Genomic DNA, 13216 nt, shown 5'->3' on the forward strand with positions numbered 1-13216 from the left:
GCGCGTCGCCGCCGCCCCGGACGTCCCCGCTGGTAGCGGTGGTCCATGCCGCACACGTCCCGCAAGGCCAGCGTCCTCCTCGCCTCGGCCGTGACCGTCTGCCTGGTCGCCGCCGCCGCTCCCGCCGAACCCCTGGGCGTCGGCGACCGTCTCTTCCCGCACCTCGGCAACCCGGGCTACGACGTCGCCTCGTACGACCTGTCCTTCATCTACGCAGGCAGCAACAGCGAACCCCTCCAGGCCGTCACCACCATCGACGCCTGGACCACGACGACGCTCGACCGCGTCAACCTAGACTTCGCCCACGGCAAGGTCCACTCCGTGGAACTGGACGGCGAACCCGCCGCCTTCACCACCGCGGGTGACGACCTCGTCGTCACCCCCGAGGACCCGCTTACGCGCGGGAGCTGGATGCGCCTCACCGTCCGGCACACCAGCGACCCCAGGCCCGCCAAGGACCGCGAGGGCGGGTGGGTGCGCACCGCGGACGGCCTGGCCATGGCCAACCAGGCCGACGCCGCCCACCTGGTCTTCCCCGGCAACGACCACCCCTCGGACAAGGCGATGTTCACCATCAGGGTGACCGCCCCGAACGGTTACACGGCCGTCGCCAACGGCGTCCCCACCGACGTGGACCGCACCCGCGCGGCGACGACCTGGACCTACCGCACCCAGCACCCCATGGCCACCGAACTCGCCCAGGTCTCCATCGGCCGCTCCACGATCCTGCGCCGCACCGGCCCGCACGCCCTCCCCGTCCGGGACGTCGTCCCCACCGCACACCGGGACAAACTGGAGCCCTGGCTGAGGAAGACCCCGGACCAGATCTCCTGGATGGAGAGCAAGGTCGGCCGCTACCCCTTCGAGACGTACGGCGTGCTCATGGCGGACGTGGACACCGGCTTCGAACTGGAGACCCAGACCCTCTCCCTCTTCGAGAAGGGCCTGTTCACCGACCGCTCCTACCCCGCCTGGTACGTGGAATCGATCATGGTGCACGAGCTGGCCCACCAGTGGTTCGGCAACAGCGTCAGCCCCCGCACCTGGTCCGACCTGTGGCTCAACGAGGGGCACGCCACCTGGTACGAGGCGCTGTACGCGGAGGAGAAGGCCGACCGCCCCCTCCAGGCCCGTATGAAGGCCGCCTACAGCGTCTCCGACCGCTGGCGCGCCGCGGGCGGGCCTCCCGCCGCGCCCAAGGCCCCCGACCCCGGCCGCAAGATCAGCATCTTCCGGCCCAACGTCTACGACGGCGCCGCGCTCGTCCTCTACGCCCTGCGCCAGGAGATCGGCCGCGCCGCCTTCGAACGCCTGGAACGCGCCTGGGTCGTCCGGCACCGGGACGGCAACGCCTCCACCGCCGACTTCGTCGCCCTCGCCTCGACGATCGCCGGACGCGATCTGAACGGCTTCTTCCACCCCTGGCTGTACGGCGAGAAGACCCCGCCGATGCCCGGCCACCCGGACTGGAAGCCGGCCGCACAGGCGCGGCCCGCGGTCGCGCCCGCCGCGACGGTGGCGCCCCCGAAATAAGGCGGTGACGAGACGCCCCGTGCCGTGCGACCATCTTCGGGTCGGCGCGGCACAGGGCCCGAGGGCCCGTGCGGACCCGCAGAGGTTCCGAGGGAATCTCCCGGGGCACTCGTACGTTGTGCACAATGACCGCCGAGCACGCATCCTCTACGACGTAAGGATCCAATGACCTCCTCTTCTTCCCCTTCCCAGGACTCGCAGCGCCTCGCGCACACCTACGCCGAAGGTCTTCGGGCCGATGCCCTGATGGAAGAGGACGTCGCCTGGAGCCACGAGATCGACGGAGAGCGGGACGGCGAGCAGTTCGACCGCTCCGAGCGCGCGGCCCTGCGCCGCGTGGCCGGCCTCTCCACAGAGCTTGAGGACGTCACCGAGGTCGAGTACCGCCAGCTCCGTCTGGAGAGGGTCGTGCTCGTCGGTGTCTGGACCACCGGCACCGTGCAGGACGCGGAGAACTCCCTCGCGGAGCTCGCCGCCCTCGCCGAGACCGCCGGCGCGCTCGTCCTCGACGGCGTCATCCAGCGCCGCGACAAGCCCGACGCCGCCACCTACATCGGTTCCGGCAAGGCCAACGAGCTGCGGGACATCGTCCTCGAAACGGGCGCCGACACCGTCATCTGCGACGGTGAGCTCAGCCCCGGCCAGCTCATCCATCTCGAAGACGTCGTCAAGGTCAAGGTCATCGACCGTACGGCCCTGATCCTCGACATCTTCGCCCAGCATGCCAAGTCCCGAGAGGGCAAGGCGCAGGTCGCGCTCGCGCAGATGCAGTACATGCTGCCGAGGCTGCGCGGCTGGGGTCAGTCGCTGTCCCGGCAGATGGGCGGCGGCAAGGGCGGCGGCCTCGCCACCCGTGGTCCCGGTGAGACCAAGATCGAGACGGACCGGCGCCGGATCCGCGAGAAGATGGCGAAGATGCGCCGGGAGATCGCGGAGATGAAGACCGGCCGCGAGATCAAGCGCCAGGAGCGCAAGCGCAACAAGGTGCCCTCGGTCGCCATCGCGGGCTACACCAACGCCGGTAAGTCCTCCTTGCTCAACCGGCTCACCGGCGCGGGTGTCCTGGTCGAGAACGCCCTGTTCGCGACCCTGGACCCGACCGTGCGCCGGGCCGAGACCCCGAGCGGCCGACTCTATACGCTGGCCGACACCGTCGGCTTCGTCCGGCACCTGCCGCACCACCTGGTCGAGGCGTTCCGCTCCACGATGGAGGAGGTCGGCGAGTCCGACCTGATCCTGCACGTGGTCGACGGTTCGCACCCGAACCCGGAGGAGCAGCTGGCCGCCGTGCGCGAGGTGATCAGGGACGTCGGCGCCACCGACGTACCCGAGATCGTCGTGATCAACAAGGCCGACGCGGCCGACCCGCTGACGCTCCAGCGGCTGCTGCGGATCGAGAAGCGCTCCATCGCCGTCTCGGCCCGCACCGGCCAGGGCATCACGGAGCTGCTCGCCCTGATCGACAACGAGCTGCCCCGGCCCTCGGTCGAGATCGAGGCGCTGGTGCCGTACACCCTCGGCAAGCTGGTCGCCCGTGCGCACGACGAGGGCGAGGTGATCTCCGAGGAGCACACCCCGGAGGGCACCCTGCTCAAGGTGCGGGTGCACGAGGAACTGGCGGCGGAACTCATGCCGTACGTCCCGGCTCCGGCCCTGTAGACGGCACACACGGCTACGACAGAAGGCCCGCCTCCCTTTCCCGGGAGGCGGGCCTTCTCACGTCGGGGTCACTGACCGCCGTAGGTCTTGCTCATGTTCTGGTACAGCGCCTCGGCGTTCTTGCCGAGCTGCGGGCCCGCCAGCCAGGTGTTGTCCTGGGGGCCGATCGAGGTGTTCGACACCAGCTTGGTCTCGCCGTCCACCACCCGGAACCAGCCGCCGCCGGACGAACCGCCCGTCATCGTGCAGCCGATCCGGTACATCGTCGGCAGTGTCGGGCTCAGCGACAGACGGCCCGGCTCGTCCAGGCACTTGAACATCTTCAGGCCGTTGTACGGCGGCGCCGCCGGGTAGCCCCAGGCGCCCATCGTGCCGGACTCGGTCGCGGACGGGGCCGAGAAGTCCACGTCCAGCGCGGCGCCGACCGTCTCCTCCAGCGACTTCGCGCCCTGCTCAGGCTTCACATGCAGCACGGCGTAGTCGTACGGCGCACCCGCGCCGCCCGAGGACGAGCCGCCCTGGATCCACTCGTTGGAGGTGGAGGCCCAGTCCGCCCACCAGTTGCCGTAGGGGGCGATCTGCGTGGAGTCGGCGTTGGCCAGCTCCGTCTCGGACTTGCCGAGGTCGTTGTAGGCCGGCACGAAGACGATGTTGCGGTACCAGCCGCCGCTACCGCCGGCGTGCACACAGTGCCCCGCCGTCCACACCAGGTTGGACTTGCCCGGGTGGTTGACGTCCTTGACCACCGTGCCGGAACAGACCGCCGGACCGTCCGGGGAGTCGAAGAACACCTTCCCGACCGGCGCGGCGTTCTCGTGGTACGGCGTCTTCTCGGCCGTCGCCTCCACGGGCGCCGGCTCCGGGTCGCTGACGCCCTGGTCGGCGGAGGCGTCCTTGACCGAGATCGTCTTGTCGGCCGCCTTGGCGGACTGCATCCGGTCGGGCTTCCACAGCCCCTCGATCACCGGGTTGACGAAGTCCTTGGCCTCACTGAGCCACTTGTCCTTGTCCCAGTCCTGCCAGCCGCCGTCGGCCCAGTCGTCGACGTCGATGCCGTGTTCCTTCAGCTTGTCGGCGATGCCCTGAGGAATGTCGGCCTTGCCCCGACCGGCGTCCTGGGAGGCGCTGGGCCCGCCGTTCGCCTTGTCGCTCGCCTTGTCGTCGGAACTGCCGCACGCGGTCGCGGTCAGTGCCACGGCCGCGAGAAGCGCGGTGGCGGCGAGGCGGGTACGTGTGGAACGCATTGGTGCGATAACCCCCGTAGAACTGCTCTGACTGATGCACGCGTGCCGGGCACGCGACTCCCCACTATGCCCGGGGAGTTGGGAGCGAACGGCGGTGAGACCGTGAAGGTTCCGGTCCCACCGCCGTCCTGGCTCACTGGCCGGCGAACTTCCCGCTGACCTCGTCGAACACGCCCTTGGCCTCCTTGCCGAGCCGCGGCCCGGCCAGCCAGCCCGACTCCACCGGGCCGATGGAGGTGTTGGACACCAGCGCGGGCTTGCCGTCCGACCCCGTCGCGACCCAGCCGCCGCCCGAAGAACCACCGGTCATCGTGCAGCCGATCCGGTACATCGTCGGGTCCGCCTTGCTCAGCGACAGCCGGCCCGGCTTGTCCTGGCACTGGTACAGCTTCTGCCCGTCGTACGGCGGCGCCGCCGGGTACCCGGTCGCGGTGATGCTGTCCACCTCGGGCACGGCCGGGGCGTTGAAGTCCACCGGGAGGGCCGAACCGACCATCTCCTCCAGCGACTTGCCGCCGTTGCCCTCCTCCGGCGTCACATGGATCACGGCGAAGTCGTACGAGGCACCGTCCCCGCCGGTCGCACCGCCCTGCTCGATCCACTGGTCCGAGGTCTGGACCCAGTCGCCCCACCAGACCCCGTACGGCGCGATCTGCTCGCGCGTGGCGCTCTCCAGCTCCGCCGTCTCCATGGCGTCGTTGTTGTACGACGGCACGAAGGCGATGTTCCGGTACCAGCCGCCTTCCTTGCCCGCGTGGACACAGTGGCCCGCCGTCCACACCAGGTTGGACTTACCCGGGTTGGCCGGGTCGGCCACGACAGTCGCCGAGCAGACCATCGTCCCCTCGGGCGAGTCGAAGAACACCTTGCCCGCGGTCGGCTCGCTCTCGTGGTACGCGGCCGGAACGGCCTTCGCGTCCACCGGAGCCGGCGTCGGGTCGGTCACGCCCTGGTCACCGGAGAGGTCACCCTCGTCGACACCCTGGTCAGGCTCCTCGGCGTCGCGCATCCGGTCCGGGTCCCACAGGTCCTCGATGATCGGGTTGACGAAGTCCTCGGCCTCGCGCAGCCAGTCGTCCTTGTCCCAGTTCTTCCAGGCGCCGTCCTTCCACTTGTCGAGGTCGATCCCGTGCTCTTTCAGCCGGTCCTTGATGTCGTCGAGCGAGATCTTGCCGTCACCCGCGTCGGCGGTTGCCGAAGCGGCGATGTCGGTGGCCTCGTCGCCCGAGTCACAGGCGGTGGCGGTGAGCGCGAGGGCCGCGGCGAGGGCGACGGCGGCAGGCAGGGGGGTTCTGCGCCGCGCACCCCTCCCTCGGCGAGCGGTGAAGGACGGGCGTATCGATCGCATGAGTCTGACTCCCCCTGAGGTGAACGAACCGGGCGGCGCTGCCGCTGTCCCGCGCCACGGACGGCGACGGGGAACGGCAACACACACTATGCGCTCGCTGTGGGGGACTTCCGACGGAACGGCAACGGTTCCGTCACGGCAAGGATCTTGAAGCAACCCGTAACCCCGTGCGTGCTCCGGGGTTGGTAGCGGTGGGGGTTCCGCTGCCTGGAGGCGACCCCCTTCACCCATTTCCCCGCACCTTCGAGTGAAGGCTCGCGGGGGTGCGTATGTCGGGACGGGCGAGGACACAAGGGACTTGCTCGCCCCTGAACGGCGGGAGGTCGGGGAGCGTTGGGCGTGGACGGGGTACAGGGAGGGGCCGGAGCCGGGCTGACCGGGGCGGGGGTACGCACAGCTGGGGGGCCTGTGGCGGGAGTTGATGAGGAGAACCCGGAGGAGGAGCACAGCGAGGGCCGTGCGGCGGCGTCCGGGGCGCGTGCGCCGGGCGGACGGAAGCACGGGGGGCGTGAGGGCAGTTTGGGCGCGCGCTCGTCCTGGCAGGAAGGGATCCTGCGGCGGCAGGCGGCGCGCGAATCGTCGGCACGCACCTACGCGCGGGCCCTGCCGATCGTGCCGGTACGGGCGCGCGGGATGACGATCGAGGGGGCGGACGGACGCCGGTACCTGGACTGTCTGTCCGGTGCCGGAACACTCGCCCTCGGCCACAACCACCCCGTCGTGCTGGAGGCGATCCGCAAGGTCCTGGACTCCGGCGCCCCGCTGCACGTCCTCGACCTCGCCACCCCGGTGAAGGACGCCTTCATCACGGAACTGTTCCACACCCTGCCCGCCGAACTCGCCAACCACGCACGCGTGCAGTTCTGCGGACCCGCCGGAACCGACGCCGTGGAGGCCGCGTTCAAACTCGTCCGCACCGCCACCGGCCGCGACGGACTGCTCGCCTTCACCGGCGCCTACCACGGCATGACCAGCGGCGCCCTCGAAGCCTCCGGCAACGCCCCCGACGTACGCGTCGCCCGCCTGCCCTACCCCCAGGACTACCGCTGCCCGTTCGGCGTCGGCGGCGACCGCGGCTCCGAACTGGCCGCCCGCTGGACCGAGTCCGTCCTCACGGACCCCAAGTCCGGCGTACCGCACCCCGCCGGGATGATCCTCGAACCGGTCCAGGGCGAGGGCGGAGTGATTCCGGCGCCCGATGCCTGGCTGCGCCGGATGCGTCAGCTCACGGCGGACCACTCCATCCCGCTCATCGTCGACGAGGTCCAGACCGGCGTCGGCCGCACCGGCGCCTTCTGGGCCGTGGAGCACAGCGGCGTCACCCCGGACGTGATGGTCCTCTCCAAGGCCATCGGCGGCAGCCTGCCCTTGGCGGTCGTGGTCTACCACGAGGACCTCGACGTCTGGGCGCCCGGCGCCCACGCGGGCACCTTCCGCGGCAACCAACTCGCCATGGCCGCGGGCACGGCCACCCTCGCCCACGTCCGCGAGAACGGCCTCGCCGACCGCGCCGACCACCTCGGCGAGCGCATGCTGACCGAACTCCGCCGCCTGCGGACCGACTTCACCTGCGTCGGAGACGTCCGGGGCCGGGGCCTGATGATCGGCGTCGAGATGGTCGACCCGTCGGGGGAGCCGGCACCGAAACAGCACCCGCAGCCGATCGAGAACCCGACTCCGGCGGACCGAACCGGCGAGCCTCTGCCACCGGCCCCCGAACTCGCCGCCGCCGTCCAGCGGGAGTGTCTGCACCGAGGCCTGATCGTCGAACTCGGCGGCCGCCACAACAGCGTCGTCCGGCTCCTGCCACCGCTGACGATCACCGACGAGCAGGCCACCGCGGTCCTGGACCGTCTGACCGACGCCGTCCGGACGGCCGCCCGCACCCACACGCAGACCCGGCTCCGCCCCTGACGGCCTCCCCGCCACCAACGGCTCCCCCTCCACCACAACCACCTCCCCAGGAACAGAGCAGACGTTGAACACCACCCACACACCCGACGAACACACCCCGGGGGGCACGGCCGCCCGCACCGCTTCCGGCCCCTCCCAGCCCCAGTCCTCACCACCGACGGACCCCTCGGTCCCCCGGCAACAGGGCGCCAGCCCGGAGCTGAGCGGCCGATCGCGGGGCGGGGTCGGCTCGGAGAGAACGGACGGGGACGACGGGACGGGGCGGGGGAGCGGCGGGCCGGGGAGCAGGGGTGGGCAGCGCGGCGGACCAGGCCGGGTGGGGCGGCGCCCGGAGCCCGGGGGCGGACTGGAGCCGGAGGCGGCTGATGCGGGACCGGTCGACGCGCTCGCCGCCACACACCAACTCCGCCCCGCAGTCGACCTCCTCCAGCACCCCGACCCCCACATCGCGGCTGACGCCGCCGCCGTGGAGAACCTGCTCCGCTGCTGGGTACGGGAAGCGGGCCTCGCCGCCCCGGCCACCAGGACCCTCCGCATCCCGCTCCCCGCCAGCGGCACGGCCCTGATCGCACCGGTCCACTACTGGTCCCCGTCAGGCTGGCACCGTCTCGGCATCCCCCGCCTGGAGGGCGCACCCGAACTGTCCCCGCCCGCCGACGCGGTCACAGTCGCCACACTGCTCGCCCGGGAAACACCCGGTACCGGGGCGCGGCCCCCAGCAGCACATGCCCTCGACGGCACCGACCTCGTCGCCCGGGTCGCCGACTCGGTCCGCCGAACCGCCCTCTTCATCAGCGACCGCCGCAAACACCCCGCCGACGGCCCCGACCTCTTCCTCAGCGCAGAGCAGGCACTCGTCCTGGGCCACCCCCTGCACCCGACCCCGAAGAGCCGCGAGGGCGTATCCGACTCCGAAGCCCGGCTGTACTCACCCGAGACACGTGGCTCCTTCCCCCTTCACTGGATCGCGATCGCTCCCTCCGCACTCGCCACCGACTCGGCGTGGACCGAACGCGGACGCCCCGTCCCCGCGCCCCACCTCACCGCCCGCCTCGCCGGCCCCGGCCTGCCGTTGCCCGACACGTACGCGGCCCTTCCCCTGCACCCCTGGCAGTTCCGCGACATCCGCAACCACCCCGAGGCCGCCGCCCTCTTCGACGCCGGACTCCTCCGGGACCTGGGCCCTCACGGCGCTCCCTGGCACCCCACCTCCTCCGTACGCACCGTCCACCGCTCCGGCGCCGCCGCCATGCTCAAACTCTCGCTCGGCCTGCGCATCACCAACTCCCGTCGTGAAAACCTCCGCAAGGAACTGCACCGCGGTGTCGAGGTCCACCGCCTGCTGCGTACTGGACTGGCGGGCCAGTGGCAGACCGCCCACCCAGGCTTCGACATCGTGCGGGACCCCGCCTGGATCGCCGTCGACGGTCCGGACGGCGCGCCCCTGTCCGGCCTGGACGTGGTGATCAGGCACAACCCCTTCCACCCCGCCGCCGACGTGTCCTGCGTTGCCGGACTCGTCTCCCCACGGCCGCAGACCGCTCTGCCCAGTGCCGCCGGCTGCCACCCGCAGACCGGCCCGGCCTGGCGGTCCCGCCTGGCCGACGTCGTCACACGCCTGGCCGCCCGCTCCGGTCGGCCCCGGGGTGCCGTGTCCGTCGAGTGGTTCCTGCGCTACCTCGAACACGTGGTGCGACCGGTGCTCTGGCTGGACGCCGAGGCAGGCGTCGCCCTGGAGGCGCACCAGCAGAACACCCTGCTCCTGCTGGACCCGGACGGCTGGCCCACCGGCGGCCGCTACCGCGACAACCAGGGCTACTACTTCCGCGAGTCCCGACGCGGGGAACTCGACGCCCGGCTGCCCGGCATCGGCGAGCACAGCGACACCTTCGTTGCCGACGACGTGACCGATGAACGCTTCACCTACTACCTCGCCATCAACAACGTCTTCGGCCTGATCGGCGCCTTCGGTTCACAGGGACTGGCGGATGAACGGCTCTTGCTGGCCGCATTCCGCCGATTCCTCGGCGATGTGGTCCGCGGCCCCGCCCCCCTGCGCACCTCACTCCCGGCCCACCTCCTCGACTCGCCCACGCTGCGGTGCAAGGCCAACCTCCTGACTCGTCTGCACGGCCTGGACGAACTCGTCGGCCCGGTCGACACCCAGTCCGTCTACGTCACCATCGCCAACCCCCTTCACTGCTGAGCTCCACATTCCGATCGGCCAGCACGGTCTGATCCGCCGTGCCACTGACCCAGAGCGACGGACATCCATCCCCTCACCCCGCTGATCCCTCCACCCCCGCATCACCGAGGACCATGACCCACCCCGTTTCCTGAGAGAGGAGCGTCGCCGTGGCTCCCAAAGACGCGAGCACCGACGCCGGTATCGACCCTGCCGCACCTGTGAGAACCGACCCCGACCCCGGTGCCCTCGGTGGGGACAGCGAGGACACACTGGACCTGCGCCTGCCCGCCGAACTCCTCGCGCTGATCGCGGCGACGGAGACGGCGGCCGGCACCGACCCGGCGGCCGGTACTGCGCCGGGGGACGGGGGCGGAGGCCCAGACGGGCGGGCCCCCATCCAGTCCGTCCCGGCGGCACCGCTCGGCGACGACCTCCTCGACCGCGTCGTCGACTGGGGACCGATCACGACGTCCGCAGGCGTGCTCCAGCTCGTCCCCGTGGGCCTCGAACGCGACCTCCCTCTCATCAGCCATTGGATGAACGACCCCGCCGTCGCCGCGTTCTGGGGGCTGGCCGGGCCCCCGGGCGTGGTCGAGCAGCACGTGCGGTCCCAATTCGAAGGGGACGGGCGCAGTGTGCCGTGCGTGGGCGTGCTGGACGGCACGCCGATGAGTTACTGGGAGATCTACCGAGCAGACCTCGACTCGCTGGCCCGCCACTATCCCGCCCGTCCTCACGACACCGGTATCCACCTCCTCATCGGTGATGTCGTCAATCGCGGACGCGGGCTCGGCTCCACGCTCCTGCGGGCCGTGGCCGATCGGGCGCTCGACCGGAGGCCCGCCTGTGCGCGCGTCATCGCGGAGCCCGACCTTCGCAATACCCCCTCCGTCGCCGCCTTCCTGAGCGCAGGGTTCCGGTTCTGTGCGGAGGTCGACCTGCCGGACAAGCGGGCCGCTCTCATGGTCAGGGACCGGGCCTTGCGCGATGTGCTGTGACGGCACGTTGCGGTGTCGTCACTTTTGGTACACCGGTCGGCCGCTCGGGGTTCCCACCGTTCGGGAAGGAATTTCGGACCGGGCTGGAAGCCGAGTGCTTCGGCAGCGACCACACCAACTTCTCTCACCCGCATCGCGGCGTCGAAGCCCGACTCCTTCACCGCCTCACCCACACCTCAAGGACCTCCGGTCTTGACCCAACCCTCCGCTGTGATCCAGCCCTCCGTCGTGATCCAACTCCCGGCCACCTCCGCGATCACCCGTTTGTCAGTGCCGGGCCGTAGGGTGGTCGCGCTATGACGAAGCCCTCACTCCCCGAACTCCTGCATGCTGCCGTCACCGCTGTCGGCGGTACGGAGCGCCCCGGCCAGGTGACCATGGCCGAGTCCGTCGCGGAGGCGATCGACGACGGTTCGCATCTGCTGGTCCAGGCCGGCACCGGCACCGGTAAGTCGCTCGGCTATCTGGTCCCCGCCCTCGCGCACGGGGAGCGCGTCGTCGTGGCGACGGCCACGCTGGCCCTGCAGCGCCAGCTGGTGGAGCGGGACCTGCCGCGCACGGTCGACGCCCTGCATCCGTTGCTGCGGCGTCGCCCGGAGTTCGCGATGCTCAAGGGCCGTTCGAACTACCTCTGCCTGCACCGTTTGCACGAGGGTGTTCCGCAGGACGAGGAGGAGGGCCTCTTCGACCAGTTCGAGGCGGCGGCGCCGACCAGCAAGCTGGGCCAGGACCTGCTGAGGCTGCGCGACTGGTCCGACGAGACCGAGACGGGCGACCGCGATGACCTCACCCCCGGTGTCTCGGACCGGGCCTGGGCACAGGTGTCCGTGTCCTCGCGTGAATGTCTCGGTGCCTCGAAGTGCGCGTATGGCGCCGAGTGTTTCGCCGAGATGGCCCGTGAACGAGCCAAGCTCGCCGAGGTCGTCGTCACCAATCACGCGCTGCTCGCGATCGACGCCATCGAGGGCGCCCCGGTGCTGCCGCAGCACGAGGTCCTGATCGTCGACGAGGCGCACGAACTCGTCTCCCGGGTCACCGGTGTCGCCACCGGCGAGCTCACCCCGGGCCAGGTCAACCGGGCTGTCCGTCGCGCCGCCAAGCTCGTCAACGAGAAGGCCGCGGATCAGCTCCAGACCGCCGCCGAGGGCTTCGAGCGCCTGATGGAGCTGGCGCTGCCGGGCCGCTTGGAGGAGATCCCCGAGGATCTCGGCTATGCGCTGATGGCGCTGCGGGACGCCTGCCGCACTGTGATCTCCGCGATCGGGGCGACCCGTGACAAGTCCATCCAGGACGAGGACGCGGTCCGCAAGCAGGCGCTGGCCTCCGTGGAGTCCGTGCACGACGTGGCGGAACGCATCACGAACGGCTCCGAGTGGGACGTCGTCTGGTACGAGCGTCACGACCGCTTCGGTGCGTCCCTGCGAGTGGCGCCGATGTCCGTCTCGGGCCTGCTTCGCGAGAAGCTCTTCGCCGACCGTTCGGTGGTCCTGACCTCGGCGACCCTGAAGCTGGGCGGCGACTTCAACGGCGTCGGCGCGTCTCTGGGCCTCGCCCCCGAGGGCATGGAGGGAGACGACCTCCCGCAGTGGAAGGGCGTCGATGTCGGCTCCCCGTTCGACTATCGCAAGCAGGGCATTCTGTACGTCGCCAAGCATCTGTCCCGCCCTGCGCGGGACGGCGACCGCGCGGACATGCTGGACGAGCTGACGGAGCTGATCCAGGCGGCCGGCGGCCGCACGCTGGGCCTGTTCTCCTCGATGCGGGCCGCGCAGCTCGCGGCGGAGGAACTGCGCTCGCGCATTCCCGAGTTCCCGATCCTCCTCCAGGGCGAGGAGACCCTCGGCGAGCTGATCAAGAACTTCGCGGCCGACCCGAAGACCTGTCTGTTCGGCACCCTCTCGCTGTGGCAGGGCGTCGACGTGCCCGGCCCGAGCTGTCAGCTCGTCGTCATGGACAAGATCCCGTTCCCGCGCCCCGACGACCCCTTGATGAGTGCCCGGCAGAAGGCGGTGGAGGACGCGGGCGGCAACGGTTTCATGGCGGTGGCCGCCACCCACGCGGCGCTGCTCATGGCGCAGGGCGCCGGTCGCCTCGTACGGGCGTCGGGGGACCGGGGCGTGGTCGCCGTACTGGATCAGCGGCTGGCGACGGCGCGGTACGGGAGCTATCTGAAGGCCTCGCTGCCGGACTTTTGGTACACCACGGACCGGAATCAGGTGCGCAGGTCGCTCGCCGCGATCGACGCGGCGGCGAAGCAGGCGGAGGCGCAGGCCGGACCGTAGAGGACGAGTGGTTGGCCTGACCCACAGCCGGGACAGGCCAACCACCACCT

8 protein-coding genes are annotated in these 13216 nt (G+C 70.9%); 6 read left to right on the forward strand and 2 right to left on the reverse strand.

What is annotated here, in order from left to right; genetic code table 11:
* Nucleotides 1-45: 45 nt before the first annotated feature.
* Together ACZ7L7_RS33880 and hflX are read left to right on the forward strand one after the other, a co-directional pair.
* Nucleotides 46-1533 (forward strand): M1 family metallopeptidase, encoded by a 1488-nt coding sequence (locus ACZ7L7_RS33880; RefSeq protein WP_453603807.1) that lies wholly within the window; start codon nt 46-48, stop codon nt 1531-1533.
* A 165-nt stretch (nt 1534-1698) separates the two neighbouring features.
* The gene (hflX, locus tag ACZ7L7_RS33885) at nt 1699-3192 is read left to right on the forward strand and encodes a GTPase HflX (protein ID WP_285516524.1); all 1494 of its coding nucleotides are present in this window, start codon (nt 1699-1701) and stop codon (nt 3190-3192) included.
* A gap of 68 nt (nt 3193-3260) precedes the next feature.
* On the opposite strand, the gene ACZ7L7_RS33890 is transcribed toward hflX, so the two are convergent.
* Entirely contained in the window at nt 3261-4436 is a 1176-nt protein-coding gene (locus ACZ7L7_RS33890) for a trypsin-like serine peptidase (protein ID WP_285516523.1), read from the reverse strand.
* Nucleotides 4437-4569: 133 nt separating this feature from the next.
* Nucleotides 4570-5784, reverse strand: a complete 1215-nt coding sequence (locus tag ACZ7L7_RS33895) for a trypsin-like serine peptidase (RefSeq protein ID WP_285516522.1) — start codon at nt 5782-5784, stop codon at nt 4570-4572.
* Between the two features lie 519 nt (nt 5785-6303).
* Between ACZ7L7_RS33895 and ACZ7L7_RS33900 the strand changes: the two genes are divergently transcribed.
* From ACZ7L7_RS33900 to ACZ7L7_RS33915, 4 genes are all read left to right on the forward strand, one after another.
* Nucleotides 6304-7698, forward strand: a complete 1395-nt coding sequence (locus ACZ7L7_RS33900; protein WP_285516565.1) for a diaminobutyrate--2-oxoglutarate transaminase family protein — start codon at nt 6304-6306, stop codon at nt 7696-7698.
* 316 nt (nt 7699-8014) lie between these two features.
* The gene (locus ACZ7L7_RS33905) at nt 8015-9904 is read left to right on the forward strand and encodes an IucA/IucC family protein (RefSeq protein ID WP_453603804.1); all 1890 of its coding nucleotides are present in this window, start codon (nt 8015-8017) and stop codon (nt 9902-9904) included.
* A gap of 149 nt (nt 9905-10053) precedes the next feature.
* Nucleotides 10054-10884, forward strand: a complete 831-nt coding sequence (locus ACZ7L7_RS33910; RefSeq protein ID WP_453603802.1) for a GNAT family N-acetyltransferase — start codon at nt 10054-10056, stop codon at nt 10882-10884.
* Nucleotides 10885-11180: 296 nt separating this feature from the next.
* On the forward strand, nt 11181-13166 hold the full coding sequence (locus tag ACZ7L7_RS33915; RefSeq protein ID WP_453603800.1) for an ATP-dependent DNA helicase: 1986 nt from the start codon (nt 11181-11183) through the stop codon (nt 13164-13166).
* The last annotated feature ends 50 nt before the right edge of the window (nt 13167-13216 follow it).

The organism is Streptomyces sp. NPDC110618 (assembly GCF_055657065.1).

Excerpts from the sequence above, each read along its gene's own strand:
- ACZ7L7_RS33880 (WP_453603807.1), top strand. The coding sequence starts at position 46 with ATGCCGCACACGTCCCGCAAGGCCAGCGTCCTCCTCGCCTCGGCCGTG.
- hflX (WP_285516524.1), top strand. The coding sequence starts at position 1,699 with ATGACCTCCTCTTCTTCCCCTTCCCAGGACTCGCAGCGCCTCGCGCAC.
- ACZ7L7_RS33890 (WP_285516523.1), bottom strand. The coding sequence starts at position 4,436 with ATGCGTTCCACACGTACCCGCCTCGCCGCCACCGCGCTTCTCGCGGCC.
- ACZ7L7_RS33895 (WP_285516522.1), bottom strand. The coding sequence starts at position 5,784 with ATGCGATCGATACGCCCGTCCTTCACCGCTCGCCGAGGGAGGGGTGCG.
- ACZ7L7_RS33915 (WP_453603800.1), top strand. The coding sequence starts at position 11,181 with ATGACGAAGCCCTCACTCCCCGAACTCCTGCATGCTGCCGTCACCGCT.